General features: G+C 38.4%; 18 protein-coding genes. 15 read left to right on the top strand and 3 right to left on the bottom strand.

What is annotated here, in order from left to right; all coding sequences use genetic code 11:
- The first annotated feature begins 48 nt into the window (after positions 1–48).
- Together H7U01_RS03905 and dexB are read left to right on the top strand one after the other, a co-directional pair.
- Entirely contained in the window at positions 49–1,329 is a 1,281-nt protein-coding gene (locus tag H7U01_RS03905) for a sensor histidine kinase (RefSeq protein WP_201041163.1), read from the top strand.
- 233 nt (positions 1,330–1,562) lie between these two features.
- Positions 1,563–3,173 carry a glucan 1,6-alpha-glucosidase DexB gene (gene dexB / locus H7U01_RS03900; RefSeq protein WP_175062971.1) on the top strand — a complete coding sequence of 537 codons (1,611 nt, stop codon included), beginning with the start codon at positions 1,563–1,565 and terminating at the stop codon, positions 3,171–3,173.
- Positions 3,174–3,231: 58 nt separating this feature from the next.
- On the opposite strand, the gene H7U01_RS03895 is transcribed toward dexB, so the two are convergent.
- Positions 3,232–4,227, bottom strand: a complete 996-nt coding sequence (locus H7U01_RS03895) for a LacI family DNA-binding transcriptional regulator (RefSeq protein WP_201041158.1) — start codon at positions 4,225–4,227, stop codon at positions 3,232–3,234.
- Positions 4,228–4,367: 140 nt separating this feature from the next.
- On the opposite strand from H7U01_RS03895, the gene H7U01_RS03890 reads away from it, so the two are divergent.
- From H7U01_RS03890 to H7U01_RS03830, 13 genes are all read left to right on the top strand, one after another.
- Positions 4,368–5,534: a galactokinase gene (locus H7U01_RS03890; protein ID WP_201041157.1), complete on the top strand. Its 1,167-nt coding sequence runs from the start codon at positions 4,368–4,370 to the stop codon at positions 5,532–5,534.
- Between the two features lie 19 nt (positions 5,535–5,553).
- Positions 5,554–7,035, top strand: a complete 1,482-nt coding sequence (gene galT / locus H7U01_RS03885) for a UDP-glucose--hexose-1-phosphate uridylyltransferase (RefSeq protein ID WP_064525316.1) — start codon at positions 5,554–5,556, stop codon at positions 7,033–7,035.
- A gap of 29 nt (positions 7,036–7,064) precedes the next feature.
- A complete protein-coding gene (gene galE / locus H7U01_RS03880) occupies positions 7,065–8,066 on the top strand; it encodes a UDP-glucose 4-epimerase GalE (protein ID WP_049554065.1) in 1,002 nt (333 codons plus the stop codon).
- 69 nt (positions 8,067–8,135) lie between these two features.
- Positions 8,136–9,182: a galactose mutarotase gene (locus H7U01_RS03875; RefSeq protein WP_014632922.1), complete on the top strand. Its 1,047-nt coding sequence runs from the start codon at positions 8,136–8,138 to the stop codon at positions 9,180–9,182.
- A gap of 110 nt (positions 9,183–9,292) precedes the next feature.
- Entirely contained in the window at positions 9,293–11,197 is a 1,905-nt protein-coding gene (locus H7U01_RS03870; RefSeq protein WP_014632923.1) for a PTS sugar transporter subunit IIA, read from the top strand.
- A 3-nt stretch (positions 11,198–11,200) separates the two neighbouring features.
- Positions 11,201–14,218: a glycoside hydrolase family 2 TIM barrel-domain containing protein gene (locus H7U01_RS03865; RefSeq protein ID WP_201041156.1), complete on the top strand. Its 3,018-nt coding sequence runs from the start codon at positions 11,201–11,203 to the stop codon at positions 14,216–14,218.
- Positions 14,219–14,709: 491 nt separating this feature from the next.
- On the top strand, positions 14,710–15,876 hold the full coding sequence (locus H7U01_RS03860) for a hypothetical protein (protein WP_260318074.1): 1,167 nt from the start codon (positions 14,710–14,712) through the stop codon (positions 15,874–15,876).
- A gap of 93 nt (positions 15,877–15,969) precedes the next feature.
- Positions 15,970–16,812, top strand: coding sequence for an aldo/keto reductase (locus tag H7U01_RS03855; protein WP_201041155.1), 843 nt, complete (start codon positions 15,970–15,972; stop codon positions 16,810–16,812).
- Positions 16,813–16,916: 104 nt separating this feature from the next.
- Positions 16,917–17,603 carry a YoaK family protein gene (locus H7U01_RS03850; RefSeq protein WP_037601064.1) on the top strand — a complete coding sequence of 229 codons (687 nt, stop codon included), beginning with the start codon at positions 16,917–16,919 and terminating at the stop codon, positions 17,601–17,603.
- 90 nt (positions 17,604–17,693) lie between these two features.
- Positions 17,694–18,326 carry a nitroreductase family protein gene (locus H7U01_RS03845; RefSeq protein WP_201041154.1) on the top strand — a complete coding sequence of 211 codons (633 nt, stop codon included), beginning with the start codon at positions 17,694–17,696 and terminating at the stop codon, positions 18,324–18,326.
- A 165-nt stretch (positions 18,327–18,491) separates the two neighbouring features.
- Entirely contained in the window at positions 18,492–19,175 is a 684-nt protein-coding gene (locus tag H7U01_RS03840; protein ID WP_201041153.1) for a response regulator transcription factor, read from the top strand.
- Positions 19,175–20,050: a sensor histidine kinase gene (locus tag H7U01_RS03835; RefSeq protein ID WP_201041152.1), complete on the top strand. Its 876-nt coding sequence runs from the start codon at positions 19,175–19,177 to the stop codon at positions 20,048–20,050. Before H7U01_RS03840 ends, H7U01_RS03835 begins: the two co-directional genes overlap by 1 nt.
- A gap of 146 nt (positions 20,051–20,196) precedes the next feature.
- Entirely contained in the window at positions 20,197–20,778 is a 582-nt protein-coding gene (locus H7U01_RS03830) for a DUF4352 domain-containing protein (protein ID WP_004182267.1), read from the top strand.
- Positions 20,779–20,827: 49 nt separating this feature from the next.
- On the opposite strand, the gene H7U01_RS03825 is transcribed toward H7U01_RS03830, so the two are convergent.
- Together H7U01_RS03825 and H7U01_RS03820 are read right to left on the bottom strand one after the other, a co-directional pair.
- Positions 20,828–21,583 carry a hypothetical protein gene (locus H7U01_RS03825; protein WP_201041151.1) on the bottom strand — a complete coding sequence of 252 codons (756 nt, stop codon included), beginning with the start codon at positions 21,581–21,583 and terminating at the stop codon, positions 20,828–20,830.
- Positions 21,584–21,587: 4 nt separating this feature from the next.
- Positions 21,588–22,508, bottom strand: a complete 921-nt coding sequence (locus tag H7U01_RS03820) for an ABC transporter ATP-binding protein (protein WP_201041150.1) — start codon at positions 22,506–22,508, stop codon at positions 21,588–21,590.
- Between the last annotated feature and the right edge of the window lie 63 nt (positions 22,509–22,571).

Raw genomic sequence — 22,571 nt, 5'->3', positions numbered from 1 at the left:
CTACTTTAACATAACGAAAAAAGTAGTGAGTACTTTCTCCCGTCGGAGATTTCCTCACTACTAATCTTAGTATGTTTTAGTAGCTTAGTTATCCTTCTCCATGCTTCGGTTTACTTTATTTTTCCATCGAGCTATATCGAGTCCCAGCGCCAGACGATTTTGAAGAAATCGCAAGCACTGGCCAAGAGTTTCCAGGGTCAGGAAGAAGGGACCATTGAGTCGGTCATCGACCTTTATTCCAAGACCAATGATATCAAGGTGTCTATCAAAGGAAAGCAAAAACAAAATGCCATAGAGGTAAAGGATGACCTGCTCGTGAACCCTGAAAGCCAAAATAATTCGGTGGTTATTGAAGAGCGAAAGATTCAGACCAAGGAAGGGAAAGACTTAACCTTGCAATTCTTAGCGACCGTCGATTCGCAAAAGGAAGCGCGGGACATCAGTCTGGGCTTTCTTCCCTATAGTCTCCTTGCTTCCTTTGTTCTATCGCTAATTGCCTCCTATCTCTATGCCCGCTTGATTTCCGCTCCGATCCTTGAAATCAAGCAGATGACCAAGCGGATGAAGCGGCTGGATCGGACAGCCAGTCTTCCCATCCATTCGCAGGATGAGATCGGCGTCCTCAAGCAACAGATTAACGATCTCTATCACCATCTTTTAGAGGTGATCGACAATCTAGAGCAGCAGAAACAGGAAAATCTGAAGTTGGAGCAGATGAAGGTCGAATTCCTACGGGGAGCTTCGCATGAGCTCAAGACGCCTCTGGCCAGCTTGAAGATTATCCTAGAAAATATGCGAGATAAAATTGGTCGCTACAAGGATCGGGACCGCTACCTATTAGTTTCTCTTGACATCGTCGATGAGATGAACCAGATTGTCCTAGAGATCCTGTCTTTATCTTCTGTTCAAGAATTAGGTGGTGATAAGGAGTGGATTCAGTTAGATGATGTGGTAAATCGGATACTCACTCAAAATCAAGTGTTGGTTGAGAATCGCTCCCTATCAATTGACAATTATCTTCCGGCAACTAGTATTTTCATGAATTTACCTATTTTGAAATTGGTTCTCTCAAATATCATCAGTAATACAGTCAAGCATTCTGATAAGGGTGGAGTGATTCGAATAGGTTTAGAAAATGAAGGAACTGATTTTGTCATTGAAAATACGAGTGTATCTAAAGAAAATATTTCAACTAAAGCTCAGTCTAAGAAAGAAGGAGGATTAGGCCTTTTTGTGGTCAAATACCTTTTAGAGCATGAGGAACTTAGCTATAGATTTGAAGAAAGTTCTACGGGGAGGCGCTTTGTTATGGTCTTGCCCAAAAAGTAAAAAGCGATGGTTAAGGTATTAACCATCGTTTTTTTTGTATTGTTAAAATAAGCAAAGGCTAACCTTACATTTCAACTCTATTATTTTTCAATATTACCAAAAGTTTAAGGAGTCTGGAGTATAGGTCATTGAAATGTTTTAAACAACAAAAAGAAAACGCTTGCATAACTTCTAGAAAAACGTAAAATAGAACTATCAGACTCACGATAATAATAACTACGAGGAGTAGAATCATGCAAAAACATTGGTGGCATAAAGCTACGATTTATCAAATTTACCCCAAGTCGTTCATGGATTCCAACGGTGATGGCATCGGTGACCTCAAGGGGATTACCAGTAAGTTAGACTACTTGCAAAAGCTTGGAATAACAGCCCTATGGCTTTCGCCTGTCTATGACAGTCCAATGGACGACAATGGTTATGATATTGCTAACTATGAGGCTATTGCGGATATTTTTGGGGATATGAGTGACATGGATGAGCTTTTGGCGGAAGCCAAGAAGCGTGATATTCAAATTGTTATGGACTTGGTGGTTAACCATACGTCTGATGAGCATGCATGGTTCATCGAAGCGCGTGAAAATCCAGAAAGTCTTGAACGAGATTTCTACATCTGGCGAGACAAACCTAATGAGTTAGTGTCTATCTTTAGTGGCTCCGCTTGGGAATATGATGAGACCTCAGGGCAATATTATCTGCATTTCTTTAGTAAGAAACAGCCAGACCTCAACTGGGAAAATCCACAGTTGCGCCAGAAAGTTTATGACATGATGAATTTCTGGATTGATAAGGGAATCGGTGGTTTCCGCATGGATGTGATTGATATGATTGGTAAGATCCCAGATCAACTGATTGATACAAACGGTCCAAAACTTCACGATTATATCAAGGAGATGAACCAGGCAAGCTTTGGAAAGCACGACCTTCTAACCGTTGGTGAAACCTGGGGAGCAACACCTGAAATTGCTAAACAGTATTCAAATCCAGATAATCAAGAACTTTCCATGGTTTTCCAGTTTGAACATATTGGACTTCAGCATAAGCCAGATAGCCCTAAATGGGAGTATGAGAAGGAGTTGGATGTTTCAGCACTTAAGGCTATTTTTAATAAATGGCAAACCGAGTTAGAGTTGGGACAAGGGTGGAACTCACTTTTTTGGAATAACCATGATCTGCCTCGTATTCTCTCAATGTGGGGAGATACTGGTGTCTATCGTGAGAAGTCAGCCAAGGCCTTGGCTATCCTCCTTCATCTGATGAGAGGAACACCTTACATTTATCAAGGTGAAGAAATCGGCATGACCAATTATCCTTTTAGAACTTTGGAAGAATTGAATGACATTGAATCTCTCAACTATGCCAAAGAAGCTCTCGAAAAAGGGGCATCGATAGAAGTTATCATGGACCAAATCCGCCAGGTGGGTCGTGACAATGCTCGAACACCAATGCAATGGGATACGTCTAAAAATGCTGGATTTAGCAGATCGGATAAGACTTGGTTACCTGTTAATCCAAACTATAAGGACATAAATGTTGAATCAGCCCTGGCCAATCCAGATTCGATTTTCTATACCTATCAGAAACTGGTTGAGCTTCGTAAAACACAGGATTGGCTAATTGATGCTGACTTTGAACTTTTAGAGACTGCTGACAAAGTCTTTGCTTATATTCGGAAAACCAAAGATAGCAGTTATCTGGTTGTAGTCAACCTATCAGACCAAGAACAAGACTTCTGTTATGATTTCGAAAGAGCAGAAGTTGTCATTGCAAATACCGAATTAGAGCCAATTAAAGACCAAGGCAAACTCCAAGCCTGGGATGCTATTTGTGTGAAAGTGAAATAAAAAGAAAAGTGGTTGTCAACTAACTGTTGGCGACCACTTTTTATCTATTAAATAGTTGTTATTTCGTACTTTCTCTCAGAGTCAGTTTAGTGCCCAACATAGTAAGTGTCGGGATTTCTCTTGGAGCCAAGACTTGTTTATTGAGGACATCCATGGCAGTTCGTCCCATTTCTTCGGTGTAGACAGTGACACTAGAAAGTGGCGGATAAACTTGTTTGGCTAGACTGGTGTCATTAAAGGAGATAATCTGGATATCTTCTGGGACATTAATGCCATTTTCCTGAAGGGCTCTAAGAGCACCGATAGCCAGACTATCACTAGCAGCAAAGTAGGCATCTGGTAGGGGTGTACCACTTACTATTTTAGAGGCTAAAAGGTCATAGCCAGATTGAACTGTAAAATTACCTGAAAGAATCAAAAGAGGGTCATAGATGCTCTTTTCAATACAGTAGTTACGATAAGAACGTAAACGAGGCTCCGGAACGATTTCAGTTGAATCCGTTGTTTTTTCTTGCCCTGTTAAAAGACCGATGCTCTTACACCCTTGCTCAGTGAGATAACTTAGTGCCGTTTGAACAGCATTTTCAAAGTCAGTTGTCACACAAGGATGTCCCTGAAGTAGGGTATCACTATCTACAAAGACCAGTAATCTACCCAATGATTCCAATTCAGTAATCTGTTCACGACTAAACTTTCCGATACAAAGTATACCTATGACTTCTTCAGCGAGACTAAAAGGAATGTCATTGAAATAACGAAGCATCTCGTAGTCTAGCTCATGGGCTCTTGTTTCAATTCCAAGCCGAATGTTGTAGTAGTAGAGATCGTCTAACTCATCTTCCTCACTTACCCATTGGATAATTGCCACTTGATGTTTTTCTTTTTTCAAGTTTCCGATTTTCTTATGTTTGGTATATCCGATTTCATCTGCCGCAGTTAAAATACGGTGCCTGGTTTCTTCAGTAACGGAGAGGTTTTCATCTTGGTTGAGAACACGTGAAACAGTTGCGATTGATACATCAGCCAATTTTGCGATATCTTTTAATGTAGCCATATTGTTCTCCTTTCATCCAAAGTATATCATAATTTCTAAAATTTTACCTATTTTTTACTAAAAAAACAGTAAAAATATTGATTTTCCTTGTGAAAGGGGTTACACTGTTAGTGTAAAAAAGAATAAGTGAGGTACATCCTATGAAGACATCACAGTTAAGAGGAAAGTTTAAAGAAGTTTTTGGTGTAGAAGCAGAACATACTTTCTTTTCTCCAGGTCGTATTAATTTGATTGGTGAACACACTGACTACAACGGTGGACATGTGTTCCCAGCAGCTATTACCTTAGGTACTTACGGAGCGGCCCGTAAACGTGATGACAAAGTTTTGCGTTTCTTCTCAGGTAACTTTGAAGATAAGGGAATCATCGAAGTTCCACTTGAAAATCTTCGTTTTGAAAAAGAACACAACTGGACAAACTATCCAAAAGGTGTTCTTCATTTCTTGCAAGAAGCTGGTCATACGATTGATTCAGGTATGGATATTTACATCTATGGTAACATTCCAAATGGATCAGGCTTGTCATCATCATCATCTTTGGAATTATTGATTGGTGTTATTGCTGAAAAACTTTATGACCTTAAATTGGAACGCCTTGACTTGGTTAAAATCGGTAAGCAAACTGAAAATGACTTTATCGGCGTTAACTCTGGTATCATGGACCAATTCGCTATTGGTATGGGAGCTGATCAACGTGCGATTTACTTGGATACAAATACTTTAGAGTATGACTTGGTACCACTTGACCTAAAAGACAATGTTGTTGTTATCATGAACACTAACAAACGTCGTGAATTGGCTGATTCTAAATACAATGAACGTCGTGCTGAATGTGAAACAGCAGTATCTGAACTCCAAGAAAAACTTGATATCCAAACACTTGGTGAATTGGACCTCTGGACATTCGATGCATACAGCTACTTGATTAAAGACGAAAACCGTATCAAACGTGCCCGTCACGCAGTTCTTGAAAATCAACGTACACTTCAAGCCCGTAAAGCTCTTGAATCAGGAGATTTGGAAGGCTTTGGTCGTCTTATGAATGCTTCTCACGTGTCATTGGAACATGATTACGAAGTTACAGGTCTTGAACTTGATACTTTGGCACACACAGCATGGGAACAAGAAGGTGTTCTTGGAGCTCGTATGACAGGAGCGGGCTTTGGTGGATGTGCCATCGCACTTGTAAACAAAGATAAAGTTGAAGATTTCAAAAAAGCAGTTGGTCAACGTTATGAAGAAGTCGTTGGTTATGCACCAAGCTTCTATATTGCTGAAGTAGCTGGCGGTTCACGAGTACTTGATTAATGAGAAAGAAGTAGAGATTATGGCTGAAAATTTAGTAAACACTTTTGTAACTCTGGTTATTGAAAATAGTGATTATGAGGAATTGGACCGTATCTATTTGACAAACAAAGTTTTTGCTTTGGTTGGAGAAGGAGTTGCTGATGTTGAAACAGATAGCTCTGAGTTGATTGACCTTAAAGACCAGTTGCTTCAAGCAGGTGTTAAAGCTGGTTCTGTAGGTGAACTTAATGAAGAACAAGATATCATCGGTGCTCAACTCATGGACTTGATTACACCAAGCCCTAGCCTTGTCAATCGTAACTTCTGGGATACTTATAAATCTGACCCAGAGCAAGCAATTGCTGACTTTTATGCACAAAGTAAACGAAATGATTATGTGAAAGTCAAAGCCATTGCACAAAATATTGCTTATAAAGCACCTACTAAATACGGTGACTTGGAAATTACGATTAACCTTTCGAAACCGGAAAAAGATCCAAAAGCCATCGCTGCTGCTAAAAATGCGGTAGCTTCTGATTATCCAAAATGCCAACTTTGTATGGAAAATGAAGGTTATCTTGGTCGCATCAATCACCCAGCACGTAGTAATCATCGTGTTATTCGTTTCCAAATGGAAGGAAATGACTGGGGCTTCCAATATTCACCATATGCTTACTTTAATGAACATTCTATCTTCTTTTATAGTAAGCACGAACCAATGCACATCAGTCCATTGACGTTTGGTCGTCTCCTATCAATTGTTGAAGCATTTCCTGGTTACTTCGCAGGTTCAAATGCCGATCTTCCAATTGTAGGTGGTTCGATTCTTACACATGAACACTATCAAGGTGGTCGCCATACCTTCCCAATGGAAGTAGCAGGCATTAAAGAAAAAGTTAGTTTTGATGGTTACTCTGATGTTGAGGCTGGTATCGTTAATTGGCCTATGTCAGTTCTTCGTTTAAGAAGTGAAGATAAGGAAAGACTTATTGCTCTTGCAACCAAAATTTTAAATTGTTGGCGTGGTTATTCAGACGAAAAAGCTGGTGTCTTGGCTGAGTCTGATGGACAACCTCACCACACCATTACCCCAATTGCTCGTAGAAAAGACGGCAAATTTGAATTGGATTTGGTTCTTCGTGACAATCAAACTTCTGAAGAACATCCAGACGGTATCTACCACCCACATAAAGATGTTCAACATATTAAGAAAGAAAACATTGGTTTGATTGAAGTTATGGGATTGGCCATTCTTCCTCCTCGTTTGAAAACAGAACTTAAAGATGTTGAAGATTATCTATTAGGTCAAGGTAACCAAGTTGCTCCAATTCACCAAGAATGGGCAGATGAACTCAAAGCTCAAAATCCGAATGTTACGGCTGAGGAAGTGACAGAAGTTGTTCGACAATCTGTTGCAGATATCTTTGCTCGTGTACTAGAAGATGCAGGTGTTTATAAGACTAATAGTGAAGGCTTAGATCAGTTTAAAGCATTTGTAGATTTTGTAAATTTAGCTGATTAATTGTTTTTTCTGAAGAAAGGAGATAAGAAATGGCAATTTTAGTATTAGGTGGAGCTGGTTATATCGGTTCTCACATGGTTGATCGCTTAGTTGAAAAAGGTCAAGAAAAAGTAGTAGTAGTAGATAGTTTGGTAACCGGTCACCGTGCTGCCGTACATCCAGATGCTATTTTCTACCAAGGCGATCTCTCTGATCAAGATTTTATGAGAAAGGTCTTCAAAGAAAATCCTGATGTTGATGCCGTTATTCACTTTGCGGCCTATTCATTGGTTGGTGAATCAATGGAAAAACCACTCAAATATTTTGATAACAATACAGCTGGAATGGTTAAATTGCTTGAAGTTATGAACGAATGCGGTGTTAAATACATTGTCTTCTCATCAACAGCAGCAACTTACGGAATTCCAGAAGAAATTCCAATTCTTGAAACAACACCACAAAAACCTATCAACCCATACGGTGAAAGTAAGTTGATGATGGAAACTATCATGAAGTGGTCTGATAAAGCTTATGGTATTAAATATGTCCCCCTTCGTTACTTCAACGTTGCTGGTGCAAAACCTGATGGTTCTATTGGTGAAGATCACGGTCCAGAAACTCACCTTCTACCGATTATTCTTCAAGTAGCTCAAGGTGTTCGTGAAAAAATCATGATCTTTGGGGATGACTACAATACTCCTGATGGTACAAATGTTCGTGACTACGTTCACCCATTTGACTTGGCTGATGCTCACCTCCTTGCTGTTGAATATCTTCGTAAAGGTAATGAATCTACAGCCTTTAACTTAGGTTCATCAACAGGTTTCTCAAACCTTCAAATTCTTGAAGCCGCTCGTAAGGTAACTGGTAAAGAAATTCCAGCTGAGAAGGCTGATCGTCGTCCTGGTGATCCTGATACATTGATTGCTTCATCTGAAAAAGCACGTACAGTTCTTGGATGGAAACCACAATTTGATAACATCGAAAAAATCATCGCAAGTGCTTGGGCATGGCATTCTAGCCATCCAAAAGGGTACGATGATCGAGGATAATTAAAATAATAAACAAAGGGTCAAAGAGTATATATAATTATTGTACTCTTTGTTTTTTGAGGAAAAAATATGAAAATAAGCTGCGAAATTATTGGAAAAGTTGATTCAGGCGATGTCAGTAAAATTTCAATGGAAAATAATAATGGTGTTGTCATTTCTACACTCACAACAGGTGCTACACTTCAGGAGTTTTTGGTTCCAACGGAAACCGGTGCTCTTAAAAATATAGTACTTGGCTTCAGTGATTACGAGGATTACTATAAGAATAACTTATGTGCCTGCCAGTCCATTGGTAGGGTTGCTGGAAGAATTGGGAAAGCTTCGTATACTCATAATATGGTTCTTTATAGTCTTCCTAAGAATGAGGGAGAAAACTGTTTACATGGTGGTCCAAAAGGAATGCAGGTTCAAAATTGGAACTATGTCACAAACCTGAATGATGAATATGTTGAGACAAAGTTTGTTAGAAGACTTTATTCAAGTGTAGATGGCTTTCCTGGTGATGTTACAGTCTCTATTAGTTATAGACTTAACAATAATAACCGCTTAACAATACTCTTTGAAGCCTTCGATGTTACAGAGTCAACAGTCTTTAATCCGACAAACCATGTTTACTTTAATCTTAGTGACAAACAGGATTTATCAAGTCATGAGTTACAAATCTATTCAGACTATCGTTTAGAGTTGGATTCTGAGTTAATTCCAACAGGACAAAAAATTAATGTAGATGGAACAAATTATGACTTTAGAAAGACAACTGACTTACTACCTCAAATTGAAGCAAATAACGGTTTTGATGATGCCTTTGTAGTTGGAGGGGAAACTTGTGATCATGTGAAAAAAGTAGCTATTTTGCATGACAAAGAAAGCGGAGATGGTATTGAAATCTTCTCTAACAGAAATGGTTTAGTTATTTATACTATGGATATTATAGAGGATAATATTTACTTTGCGAGAGATCGAGGAACAATTGCAAAAGGACGAGAAGCTATAGCTATGGAAGCTCAAACACTCCCAGATGCCGTTAATCATACAGATTTTGGAGATATCATCTTGGAGGAGGGTCATAGTGTAAGCTATGAAATCGGTTTCCAATATTTTAATTCATCAAAATAATCATGTTTTAGTAAAAATTTAGTAAAAAATCACTAAAACTATTGACACTTTAAACTAATACTTATATAATGTAAGCGTATTCAAAAAACAACTAACAGGAGGTTTTCGTAATGGGAAAATCTAAAGGTCAAATGAAGTCTCGTCTATCCTATTCAGCTGGTGCTTTTGGTAACGACGTCTTCTATGCAACGTTGTCAACATACTTTATCATGTTTGTGACAACTCACTTGTTTAACACAGGTGATCCAAAGCAAAATAGTCACTACGTACTATTAATTACTAACATCATCGCTATTTTGCGTATCTTGGAAGTATTTATCGATCCATTGATTGGTAACATGATTGATAACACTCATACTAAGTATGGTAAATTCAAACCATGGGTAGTTGGTGGTGGTATCATCAGTTCTATCGCCTTGTTGCTTCTCTTCACCGATTTAGGTGGTTTGAATAAAACAAATCCTTTCTTGTACCTTGTACTTTTCGGAATTATCTACCTTGTAATGGATGTCTTCTACTCAATTAAAGATATCGGTTTCTGGTCAATGATTCCTGCCTTGTCTCTTGACAGTCATGAACGTGAAAAAATGGCAACTTTTGCCCGTATTGGTTCTACTATTGGTGCCAATATTGTAGGTGTTGCCATCATGCCAATCGTTTTGTTCTTCTCTATGACGAACAGTAGTGGCTCTGGAGATAAATCTGGATGGTTCTGGTTTGCATTTATCGTTGCTCTCATTGGTGTGATTACATCAATTGCTGTTGGTATTGGTACACGTGAAGTTGAGTCAAAACTTCGTGATAACAAAGAAAAAACTAGCCTTAAACAAGTCTTTAAAGTTCTTGGTAAAAACGACCAATTGATGTGGTTGTCTCTCGGATATTGGTTCTATGGTCTTGGTATTAATACACTTAATGCTCTTCAACTTTTTTACTTCACATTTATCCTTGGTGATCCAGGGAAATATTCAATCCTTTACGGATTGAATACAGTTGTTGGTTTGGTTTCAGTTTCACTCTTCCCTAGCCTAGCTGGTAAATTCAACCGTAAACGTTTGTTCTATGGATGTATTGCAGTAATGCTCGGTGGTATCGGAATCTTTAGTATTGCAGGAACATCACTTCCAATGATCTTGACTGCTGCTGAACTCTTCTTTATTCCACAACCTCTTGTGTTCCTTGTTATCCTCATGATTATCTCTGACTCAGTAGAATATGGTCAATGGAAATTGGGACACCGTGATGAATCACTTACTTTGTCAGTTCGTCCACTTGTTGATAAACTTGGTGGTGCGATGTCAAACTGGCTTGTTTCTACAATTGCCGTAGCTGCTGGTATGACAACAGGTGCCTCAGCATCAACAATTACAACACATCAACAGTCTATCTTTAAGCTTAGCATGTTTGGTTTCCCAGCAGCAGCAATGCTTATCGGAGCCTTCATTATTGCTCGTAAAATCACTTTGACTGAAGCACGTCACGCTGAAATTGTTGAAGAATTGGAACATCGCTTTAGCGTAGCAACTTCTGAAAATGAAGTTAAAGCTAACGTCGTATCTCTTGTAAACCCTACAACTGGCCATTTGGTTGACCTCTCAAGTGTTAATGATGAACACTTTGCTTCAGGTAGCATGGGTAAAGGTTTCGCCATTAAACCTACTGATGGAGCTGTCTTTGCACCAATTAGTGGTACCATTCGTCAAGTTCTTCCTACTCGCCATGCAGTTGGTATTGAAAGTGAAGATGGTGTCATTGTTCTTATCCACGTTGGTATCGGAACAGTTAAACTTAAAGGTGAAGGATTCATTAGTTACGTAGAACAAGGTGATCGTGTTGAAGTTGGACAAAAACTTCTTGAGTTCTGGTCACCAATTATTGAGAAAAACGGTCTTGATGACACAGTACTTGTCACTGTAACCAATTCAGAAAAATTCAGTGCTTTCCATCTTGAACAAGAAGTTGGAGAAAAGGTAGAAGCTTTGTCTGAAGTTATTACCTTCAAAAAAGGAGAATAATCTATGAACACGACTGAAAAAATTCAAACTTACTTAAACGATCCAAAGATTGTTAGCGTCAATACTGTTGACGCTCACTCAGATCATAAGTATTTTGAATCTCTTGCAGAATTTTCTGAAGGGGAGATGAAGTTAAGACAATCTCTTAATGGAAAATGGAAAATTCACTATGCTCAGAATACAAATCAAGTTTTAAAAGACTTTTATAAAACAGAATTTGATGAAACTGATTTGAATTTCATCAATGTACCAGGTCATTTAGAGCTTCAAGGTTTTGGTTCTCCACAATATGTGAATACCCAATATCCTTGGGATGGTAAAGAATTCCTTCGTCCACCTCAAGTTCCTCAAGAATCAAATGCTGTTGCATCATACGTTAAACATTTTACCTTGAATGATGCTTTAAAAGATAAAAAAGTATTTATCTCATTCCAAGGGGTTGCCACTTCCATCTTTGTATGGGTCAATGGTAACTTCGTAGGATACAGTGAAGATTCATTTACACCTAGTGAATTTGAAATCAGTGATTACCTTGTTGAAGGTGATAACAAGTTGGCGGTAGCTGTTTATCGTTACTCTACAGCAAGCTGGTTGGAAGACCAAGACTTCTGGAGACTTTACGGTATTTTCAGAGATGTTTACTTGTACGCTATTCCAAAAGTTCACGTTCAAGATCTCTTTGTTAAGGGAGATTATGATTACCAAACAAAAGCAGGTCAATTGGATATTGATTTGAAGACTGTTGGAGATTACGAAGATAAGAAAATTAAATATGTTCTTTCAGATCATGAAGGCATCGTTACAGAAGGTGATGCATCTGTTAATGGTGACGGTGAACTATCTGTAAGTCTTGAAAATCTGAAAATCAAACCTTGGAGTGCTGAAAGTCCTAAACTTTACAATTTGACCCTTCATGTTTTGGATGATGACCAAGTTGTTGAAGTCGTTCCAGTTAAAGTTGGATTTAGACACTTTGAAATTAAAGATACACTCATGCTTTTGAATGGTAAGAGAATTGTCTTTAAAGGGGTTAACAGACACGAATTTAACGCTAGAACAGGACGTTGTATCACTGAAGAAGATATGCTTTGGGATATCAAAGTGATGAAACAACATAACATCAATGCTGTTCGTACTTCTCACTATCCTAACCAAACACGTTGGTATGAATTGTGTGATGAATATGGACTTTATGTTATCGATGAAGCCAACCTTGAAACACACGGTACATGGCAAAAACTTGGTCTAAGCGAACCTTCATGGAATATCCCAGCTAGTGAACCAGAATGGTTGCCTGCTTGTTTGGATCGTGCCAATAACATGTTCCAACGTGATAAGAACCATGCTAGTGTTATCATTTGGTCTTGTGGTAATGAATCATATGCTGGTAAAGATATTGCTGACATGGCTGATTACTTCCGTAGTGTTGACAATACTCGTCCAGTTCACTATGAAGGTGTTACATGGTGTCGTGAATTTGATTACATTACAGACATCGAAAGTCGTATGTATGCGAAACCAGCTGATATTGAAGAATACCTCACTAACAATCCTCAAAAACCTTATATTTCATGTGAATACATGCACACAATGGGTAATTCTGGTGGTGGATTGAAACTCTACACTGACTTAGAGAAATATCCAGAATACCAAGGTGGATTTATTTGGGACTTCATTGACCAAGCTATTTACAAACCACTTCCAAATGGTAGCGAATTCCTATCATATGGTGGTGACTGGCATGATAGACCTTCTGACTACGAATTTTGTGGAAATGGTATTGTCTTCGCAGATCGTACCCTAACTCCAAAACTTCAAACAGTTAAACATCTTTACTCTAATATTAAGATTGCTGTTGATGAAAAATCAGTAACTATCAAGAATGATAATGTCTTTGAAGATCTTTCTGCTTATACTTTCCTAGCTAGAGTTTACGAAGATGGTAGAAAAGTTAGCGAAAGTGAATATCACTTTGATGTTAAACCAGGTGAAGAAGCAACATTCACAGTAGAATTCGCTGTTGGAACTTCAAATGCTGAACGAATTTATGAAGTTGTTTGTGTTCAGAATGAAGCAACTGAATGGGCTCCAAAAGGACATGAAATTGTTCGTGGTCAATATGTTGCTGAAAAGATTAGCACTGAAACAGCAGTTAAAGCACCTTTGAATGTTGTTGAAGGCGACTTCAACATCGGAATTCAAGGACAAAACTTCTCTATCTTGCTTTCACGTGCACAAAATACGCTAGTATCTGCTAAGTATAACGGTGTTGAATTCATTGAGAAAGGTCCTAAACTTAACTTTACTCGTGCTTACACCGACAACGATCGTGGTGCTGGATATCCATTCGAAATGGCAGGCTGGAAAGTTGCTGGAAACTATAGTAAGGTTACAGATACTCAAATTCAAATTGAAGATGACTCTGTTAAAGTGACTTATGTTCATGAATTGCCTGGCTTGTCTGATGTCGAAGTTAAGGTAACTTATCAAGTTGACAGCAAAGGTAGAATCTTTGTTACTGCAGATTATGAAGGTAAAGCAGGTTTGCCAAACTTCCCTGAATTTGGTCTAGAATTTGCTATCGGTTCACAATTTACAAACCTAAGCTATTATGGATACGGTGCAGAAGAAAGCTACCTTGATAAACTTCCTGGTGCCTATCTTGGTCGATATGAAACATCTGTTGAAAAGACATTTGCTCCATATCTAATGCCACAAGAATCTGGTAATCACTATGGTACTCGTGAATTTACAGTATCTGATGATAACCATAATGGTCTTAAATTCACCGCACTTAATAAGGCATTCGAATTCAGTGCATTGCGTAACAGTACTGAACAAATTGAAAATGCTCGTCATCAATATGAATTGCAACAATCTGATGCTACATGGATTAAAGTTCTTGCTGCTCAAATGGGTGTCGGTGGTGACGACTCATGGGGTGCTCCAGTTCATGACGAATTCTTGGTTAGCTCAGCAGATAGCTATCAATTGAGCTTCATGATTGAACCACTCAACTAAAGTATTATTGGACTTTGCCTCCAACGATATATTTGATAAAGGAAACTCGAAAGGGTTTCCTTTTGTCATGGTTTGAAGTAAGAAAAAAGGAAACAGACCTCTGTTTCCTTTTAAAATATAACTCAGTTTTCAATTCCCTTAAAAATGGGGGTGGTCAAGTAAAATTATGAAAAAGTGAGTTAAAGTTATTGATATAGAAAAGGGACTAAACCACTCCCAAGACGTTAATGATTTTTTGTAGCTTTAAATGAAACTTGAAGATTATGCCTTGACGTTAATCGTCCAATGGCACTCTATCTAATATAAATATACAACTTTGAGTTTAGATGTCCCAAAATAAGACTCTATGGATTCTTATCTGTATTGTGATTGGCGACTATTTTTGTCAATAAAAATTTAAGAGGTTGTTGATTTCACTTAGAATATAGTAATGTTCTATGAAAACGTATACAATAGTAGTTAGAGAAATAAACATAGATTGGAGAAGATTGATGACATCATCTTTTGAAGACTTCACAAAAAAAGCAGAAGCATTCTTAGAAGAACATATTACAGAGTATCTCAGTGTGGACATGGCTCTTGAAGATTTTGCAAGACAATACAACCAAGGGCTTTTTGATGAGATCACTTCCCCTGATTCAAAGCAGGAGAGAGCTTGGAAACTCATTGAAGAGGCTTATCATTATCACGAGGAAGATCCTTCGAGAAGTCAGGAATTTTTGACAGAAGCTTTAAAACTAGATCCTGAAAATCTTGATGCTAAGCAGATGCTCTTAACTTTTCAAAGTCCACTTGAACATCTAAAAGGCTTAATTGCTTTAGAAAAAGAGCAAAGGTCCAAGTGGGATCAAGGTCCAAAAATGGGCTGGGCTAATCTTGACGAGTGTCCTTATTTGTCTTTGAAGTATAATCTTGCTAAATTTTATTTAAGCAACAGTATGAAGCGGTTTGCTATTAAGGAATTTGAAGAGATTCTAGAGATAGATGTTCAAGATCACATGGGAGTCCGTTACGAATTGATGGCTACCTATTGTAATCTGGAGGACTTTGATAAGGCTAAAAGCTTTTTTGAATGTGAGCAGATGGAATATCACGAAGAAGATTTGATGATAGTACCAATGATGACGGTCTCTCTAATGACGGGACATATTGAGGATGCGGATTTCTATTTTGATCTTCTCTATGCAAAAAATCCAGAGTTCGAAAATTATTTAAAAATGATTGAACAAGGTGATGAAGAGCGTCTAGTTGCCGAAACGCTTAAAGTCAACCCTATCTTATTTGAAGCCAATAGTATGCAAAGTCTTTTGATGGTTTTTAATCAAGTCGTTGATCTGTCCCAGTCAGAATATTATTTTACTTGGTTAATCGAAAAATATCGTGCAAAACGTCCACAAAGACATGTTGCGAAAAAGAAAAATCCAGAATTGCACAAACTAATTAGAGAATTGGAAAAAAGTATAGAACCAAGCAAAGCCCTCCAAGGTCTTTCAATAAGTGTGGAGCGTATACTTCGTCAACATGGCTTAATAGAATTTAAAGATTTTAAAAAGAAAACGGAAGAGGAAGTAGCAGCGATTAGAGGAGTTGGAAAGGTGAGCATGGAAATCCTTAAAGAAAATGGTGTTGTCTTTAAAAAGAAGCGGAAAAAGAAGTAAGGAACTATTCATCAAACAAGCCGTAGCAAATTTTTGCAATTTTATCTTATATCCTTTAAGATAATTCTGTTACAACTTGAAAAGGAGAACAGGATGGAAACATATACACTTTCAAATGGCGTTACGATTCCTAAAAATGGTTTTGGGACTTGGCAGATTCCAGAAGGGGAAGAAGCTTATAACAGCGTTAGTTTCGCACTTAAGGCGGGTTACACACATATTGATACGGCGCAAATCTACGGTAACGAGGTTTCTGTAGGTAAGGCGATTGCAGATAGTGATGTGGCGCGTGAGGATATTTTCCTAACGACTAAACTCTGGAATGACAAGCACGATTACGATTTGGCTAAGGCCTCTATCGACGAGTCTCTTGAAAGACTAGGTGTGGATTATTTGGATCTTTTGCTCATCCACTGGCCTAATCCAAAGTCTCTTCGTGAGAATGATGCTTGGAAGGTTGGCAATGCAGGTGCTTGGAAGGCAATGGAAGAAGCCTACAAAGATGGTAAGGTGCGTGCTATCGGTGTGTCTAACTTTATGCAGCGTCATCTTGATGCTCTCCTTGAAACGGCTGAAATTGTGCCACATGTCAATCAAATTCTTTTGGCTCCAGGTTGTGCCCAAGAAGATTTGGTTGCCTATTGCCAAGAGCGTGACATTCTTCTTGAAGCCTACAGTCCACTAGGTACTGGTAGCATTTTTGGAAATGAAGACGTAGAAGCAGTGGCTGAACGTAACGGAAAATCTGTTGCTCAAGTTGCCTTACGTTGGAGCCTTCAAAAAGGTTTCTTGCCACTACCTAAGTCAGTGACACCAAAAAATATCGAAGCCAACTTGGATATCTTTGACTTTGATTTGTCAGAGGAAGATATGGCAGTGTTGGATAAGATTCAAGGCATTAAAACTCAGGATGATCCTGATACAGTTAATTTTTAATAGGATAGAAGCAACTCGTGAGGGTTGTTTTTTTCTACTGTGTGTTCCCGAATTTGCTATAATAAGGCTATCCTATCAATTACTATTAGAAGGGAAGTTATGCTATGGAATCGCGGAACCTTCTTCCTCAAAATACGCGTCTGATGGCTAATTTGTTGAGTTTCTCGGGAGGGGCTTTGGATGTCTTTTGTCATGTGTACTATCATAGTTTAGTTGCTACACAGACTGGGAATATCCTTCTCTTAGTCTCTGACTGGCAGAACAGTAGTATGTACTATAACTTGTTGCGTTGCTTTTCAATCTTATTCTTTTCTTTAGGCTTTCTTTTTGGTATGTGGTTTAAAGACCAGCGTAAGAATGCCTATTGGCGAGTTTATGGTCTTCTTCCACTTTGTGTGATGACAGCTATCCTGCCTTTTCTACCTTCAAATGCCTTGATTGAGCTCCCGATTATCGCTTTTTCCGCAGGTATCATGATGAAGACTTTTACTGGCAGTCAGATTGAGAATCATCCCTTCGTGATATTTATGACCTCAGGAAATTATCGAAGGATGTTAACGGCCCTCTATTATGCCATTCAGGGAAGTGGTGATCAGAGAGAATATCGTCGTCAGGCTGTCAATTATAGCTTTATCGTAGGGAGCTTTGTAGTTGGTGCTATCGTCTCAGCCGTTCTGATGCATTTTGTGCACCTTAAGTCAATCTGGGTAATCACACTCAGTCTTATTACCATCATGGTTTACTATTCATCTGAAGTGAAACGGCTAGGGCTCAAGGAAACGAATCTTTAGTCGTCTGTAGCAAATATTTTTGATAACAATTGTCTTGTGTTATAATTTTGATTATATTATTTTCATTTAATCAAAAAAAGGAGACATAAGATGCCTGTAGTAAGCAATGATTTTTCAGATATCGTTTATAATCGTCGTTCCATTCGTAACTTTGATACTTCTGTCAATATTCCACGAGAAGAATTGTTGGAAATCTTGGACAAGACTGTTACAGCACCTTCATCAGTGAATATGCAGCCTTGGCGTTTTGTCGTCGTTGATAGTAAGGAAGGCAAGGAAAAATTGGAACCTTTTGTCAGCTACAATGGATTACAAAATGAAACGTCATCAGCCATGGTTCTCATTTTTGCCGATTTGAAGAGCCAAGAAAGAGCAGAAGAAATCTACGGTAAGGCAGTTGCTCAAGGGAAAATGCCTGAAGAGGTCAAAGAAAAACAACTGTCAAGTATTGTCCCTATGTATGAAAATGCTCCTCGTGAAATGATGAATGAAATTGTCCACATCGATGCTAGCCTTGCCGCTATGCAGTTAATGCTCGTTGCTCGCTCTTATGGATACGATACTAATGCTATCGGTGGCTATAAAAAAGAAGGTCTCGCAAAAGCGTTTGGTCTTGATGAAGAAAGACACGTGCCTATTTTGATTATTGCCCTTGGGAAAGCCAATGAAGAAGGCTTTGAGTCTGTTCGTTTGGACGCATCTGATGTTACCACCTTTGCTTAATAAATAATTGACCGTAAGTCTCGAAAGTAGAGGCTTACGGTTTTTTTGTATTGTCTTTTTTGCTATCAAGAAGTCGTCATGTACCTTGTCATTAATTTGGCTTTTTGTTAAGATAAAACAAAAAGTGAGCATATACAATTGGTAGCATTATTGGAGGATTAAGACATGGCACGTATTTTACAAATTGAAGACAATGAGGATATCCAGAGTATTCTTTTCAACTTGTTTTCTGAAGAACATGATATTATTCAAGCCTACTCTGGGACTGAAGGAGAGCTTTTGTTTCAAAGTCAACAGATTGATTTAGTTCTCCTAGACATCATGTTACCAGGTAAGGGTGGCAAAGAGGTGCTTAAGTTTATCAGACAAAGAAGCTCTGTACCTGTCATTATGTTGACAGCCTTGGGTGATAAGCACTTGATTAGCCAGTACTTACTTGATGGTGCAAATGATTATATCGTTAAGCCCTTTGATCTTGAAGAAGTTTATGCGCGTGTCTCCGTTCAACTACGTGAACACATGAAAGGAAGTAGTACGACTGAGAACATCTATCATGTTAAAAACATTAAGATAAATCCAGACAGTTTTGAAGTCTCGTGTAATGGGAAAGCCATACGTTTAGGTAAGAAAGAGTTTCAAATTTTCCACACACTCCTCCAAAATCCAAAGAAAATTTTTACTAAAGAGGACCTTTATGAGACAGTTTGGGAAGCCCCTTATCTATCAGGTGATAATACATTGAATGCACAGTTGAGTAATTTACGAAAGAAACTAGCCCAAGTGGATGGGAGTACGGAGTATATCGAAACGATTTGGGGCTTAGGTGTGCGACTTAAAGGAGACGACTGATGGAAGGACTACTTATTGTATTGGTAGGACTTCTTCTGGGAGTGACTACCTACCTCGTCCGTTACTATTTGGCTGTAAAATCTCTCTCAAAGCAGATTGAAGAAAAGCTAATTGAAGAAAGCCATAGACGGATTACTCTGAAAAACCAACCAAAATCTTTAGTTACCCTAACCAATCAGGTTGAGTCTCTCTTTACCCAAATTGAAAAGACTAATCTTGTCGCTCTCCAAGAAAAGAAAACCATGGACATGGCTATCAGTAATATTGCCCATGATATACGAACACCGCTGACAGTAGCCAGCGGCTACGCTCAGCAAAGTCTTCGAAGTAGCAGTGAAAATGACATGGCTATGGAGAAGATTTCTAAAAATCTACTGACTGTTTCAAAGCGTTTGGAAGCCTTGTTGGAATATCGACGATTAACAGAGGGTGCCATCCAACCACAATTTCAAGACCTGGACTTTTCTCAACTTGTGGTTAAGTCTATCCTGCCTTACTATGATATGTTTCAGGAGACAGGGATTACACTAGATATTCAAGTAACCCCTGATATCCAATGCGAAATGGATCCAGATATTTTTGAACGTCTATTTCAGAATATTATCAGTAACGTTCTAAAACATGGTAAGACTCAAGCTCGGCTGACATTAGAGAAAGTGGAAGATGGCATTTATTTGTCAGTAAGTAATATGGTACAACAGCCGATACAGCATCTAGACCAACTAACGACCCGCTTTTATTCTGAAAACCTGTCAGACACCGAGGATTCCTCCGGACTTGGGCTTTATATCACCGAACACTTAGTCCAAGTCTTAGAAGGTGAGCTCCATCTGGCCTATGAGAATGAATGGTTTTATTTAACAGTGAGATTATAAAGGCATAAAGTTGATGTTTTTATAATCTTTTTTTGTAACTTTGAGGGAAAAATAAAAATTAGAGAATTACAATATAAAGATAATTTAATTTTTACTATAAAATCTTTAATTTATCTGATATAATTAATGTACGGAGGTAATTATTAATGAAAAAAGTAAAATTTTTAGAATTTATCGTTCTATCTGGATTCTTAATCGGTGCAGTTGTTATTTCTCTAATGAACCAAACAAGTGCTTCGGCTAAAACTGATAATGATTATCAATATAGCAATGTTATTTTTGGATTTAAAAATAAGAAAAATAAGAAAAGTAAGGACATTCCTACTTATAAGATGACAGAAACTTTCAAGATTGCAGATGTAGAATACACGATTCACTCTAAAGAAGTCGTACAAAATGTAGGTGGTGAATTTGGTATGAATGCAAAAGGTTCATATCTTATTCTAAACGTGACAGTAAAAAATAACGGTACTAAGGCTATTACTGTATCTGATTCTGACTTTAAGCTAGTTAAAGATAAAACAGAGTATGAAACTGATTCAACAGCAGGAATCTATGCAAATGATGATGCAAATCTTTTCTTTACCAGTGTTAATCCAGAAAATGAAGTAACTGGTAATGTTGTTTTTGATTTGAATCCAGATACAATCTCTGATACTAATTTAAAATTAAAAGTTGATGCTGGATTTGGAAACTCAAATAAAGCATTTGTAACAATTAACGAATAGTAACAAAAAATAAAAATAACATCGCTTTCGCACGATGTTATTTTTCTTCTCACAAATCTTGTTTTTCAAAGGTAATCAAGCCCAAAGCTGTGAATGCTAGGATAAATGCTACTGCCACGATCGCAGTATTTTGAATGATAGTTTTATCTGCGGTCAGGGCGTAATTAAAGTTGAGTGACAAGTATTTCAAAATTTCTACTTTAGGGAAGATTGCTGCTGGTACGGTTAATGCTACCAAACCAAGGGTGTAAGTCACAAAGGTTGTCACGATGGAATGTGTGAGGTAGAGGGCAACTGTGGTCAGACTTACCCAAGCCAAATTACACAAGAATTGGAGAAGAAAAGTCAAGGCAAAGTTTCTAACAAAGTGATCAGGTACAGTTCCGAGACCATGGCAAAGTGTACCGAGAATAAAAGCAAGACCGTAAGACAAGAGGAGTTGTCCTAAAGTAATCGCTACAATGACTGTTGCCTTGGCGAAGAAGAACCCGCTCCGTGAAATACCAGAGGTGAGATTATTCTTATATAACTTTTGCGCTAGGTCAACGCCCAAAATAATAGAGACAACAATCAAAGTGAAGAGCACTGTCATAGAGATACTACTAGAATAATTAATCAGTGATCCGACACCAGTCCATGAAGAGGCGCTTCGAACGGCTTGTTTTGCCCCAGTTTCTACGCCTACATGCCCTGTACCTCCCAATAGGACACCAGAAATAATGTTTAGGGCTAGGATAATTTCAGAAATCCAAAATCCTTTAGAACGGAAGAGTCGATAGAAATCGGCGTGAATAGTGTGTAACATAGCTCTACCTCCTTTCTGAATCAACCAGTTGTGTGAAGTAGTTTTCTAAGTCTTGACGTTTGTAGTAAATTTCATCGATGTCAACTTCCTGTTTAACCAACTCTTTGACAATTGCTTTAATCACATGAGATTTGTCGAAAATATGAATTTCATTGTCGCTGTTAACCACTTTGAAGTGTTGATGGAGTTGGTCTTGGAGAATGCGACTAGCTAGAGCTAATTGATTTGTCTTGAGAACGATATAGTCTTCGCTGAGATGTTCGAATTCGTCCTTAGTAATTTCACGGATGATGTGACCGTGGTCAATAATGCCAAAGCGGGTTGAAACCTGATAGAGTTCAGACAAGATGTGGCTAGAGATGAGAACTGTCATACCTTGCTCTTCACTCAATTTTTTAATCATTTGGCGGAATTCTTTGATAGCTACCGGGTCGAGACCATTAATCGGTTCATCTAAAATAAGTAGGTCTGGTTTTGCAATCAGTGCAATAGCGATACCTAGACGTTGCTTCATACCCAGTGAGAAACTGCGAAATTTCTTCTTGCCAGTGTGACCAAGTCCAACCGTATCAAGGATTTCTTCAATGACCTTGTCAGGATTTGGAACGTGATGAATCTTGCAGTAGTAACGTAGGTTTTGACGTGCATTGAGATGATTCAGGGCAACTGGTGTTTCAATCACAGAACCAACACGTTTCAGTGCGTGAGTCCACTCTGATTTGGAGGTAGAGTGGAAGAGGGAAACACTGCCTTGGCTAGGGTGGGTGAGTTTAGTGATGACTTTAATCAGTGTTGTCTTACCTGCTCCGTTTCTTCCGATAAGGCCATAGACCTCACCCTTTTCTAAGGTCAGGTTTACATTGTCGAGTGCTAGGTGTTGGCCGTAACGTTTAGTCAGATGTCTGACCTCAAGTACCTTTTTCATGATAAGCCTCCTTTCGCTTATTTGATACCGCTTTCTTTTCATCTTTATTGTAGTATAAAGTCA

This window comes from Streptococcus sp. 21.1 (assembly GCF_016648635.1).
Lineage (GTDB): Bacteria > Bacillota > Bacilli > Lactobacillales > Streptococcaceae > Streptococcus.
The sequence above is the reverse complement of the archived record's forward strand: the minus strand, read 5'-3'. Positions and strand labels throughout refer to the sequence as shown.

Bases quoted from the DNA above. Each gene is read 5' to 3' on its own strand.
- galT (WP_064525316.1), top strand. From the start codon at position 5,554: ATGGCTGAAAATTTAGTAAACACTTTTGTAACTCTGGTTATTGAAAAT.
- H7U01_RS03840 (WP_201041153.1), top strand. From the start codon at position 18,492: ATGGCACGTATTTTACAAATTGAAGACAATGAGGATATCCAGAGTATT.
- H7U01_RS03830 (WP_004182267.1), top strand. From the start codon at position 20,197: ATGAAAAAAGTAAAATTTTTAGAATTTATCGTTCTATCTGGATTCTTA.
- H7U01_RS03860 (WP_260318074.1), top strand. From the start codon at position 14,710: ATGACATCATCTTTTGAAGACTTCACAAAAAAAGCAGAAGCATTCTTA.
- H7U01_RS03890 (WP_201041157.1), top strand. From the start codon at position 4,368: ATGAAGACATCACAGTTAAGAGGAAAGTTTAAAGAAGTTTTTGGTGTA.
- H7U01_RS03875 (WP_014632922.1), top strand. From the start codon at position 8,136: ATGAAAATAAGCTGCGAAATTATTGGAAAAGTTGATTCAGGCGATGTC.
- H7U01_RS03895 (WP_201041158.1), bottom strand. From the start codon at position 4,227: ATGGCTACATTAAAAGATATCGCAAAATTGGCTGATGTATCAATCGCA.
- H7U01_RS03825 (WP_201041151.1), bottom strand. From the start codon at position 21,583: ATGTTACACACTATTCACGCCGATTTCTATCGACTCTTCCGTTCTAAA.
- H7U01_RS03865 (WP_201041156.1), top strand. From the start codon at position 11,201: ATGAACACGACTGAAAAAATTCAAACTTACTTAAACGATCCAAAGATT.
- H7U01_RS03850 (WP_037601064.1), top strand. From the start codon at position 16,917: ATGGAATCGCGGAACCTTCTTCCTCAAAATACGCGTCTGATGGCTAAT.
- H7U01_RS03845 (WP_201041154.1), top strand. From the start codon at position 17,694: ATGCCTGTAGTAAGCAATGATTTTTCAGATATCGTTTATAATCGTCGT.
- H7U01_RS03855 (WP_201041155.1), top strand. From the start codon at position 15,970: ATGGAAACATATACACTTTCAAATGGCGTTACGATTCCTAAAAATGGT.
- H7U01_RS03870 (WP_014632923.1), top strand. From the start codon at position 9,293: ATGGGAAAATCTAAAGGTCAAATGAAGTCTCGTCTATCCTATTCAGCT.
- galE (WP_049554065.1), top strand. From the start codon at position 7,065: ATGGCAATTTTAGTATTAGGTGGAGCTGGTTATATCGGTTCTCACATG.
- dexB (WP_175062971.1), top strand. From the start codon at position 1,563: ATGCAAAAACATTGGTGGCATAAAGCTACGATTTATCAAATTTACCCC.
- H7U01_RS03820 (WP_201041150.1), bottom strand. From the start codon at position 22,508: ATGAAAAAGGTACTTGAGGTCAGACATCTGACTAAACGTTACGGCCAA.
- H7U01_RS03835 (WP_201041152.1), top strand. From the start codon at position 19,175: ATGGAAGGACTACTTATTGTATTGGTAGGACTTCTTCTGGGAGTGACT.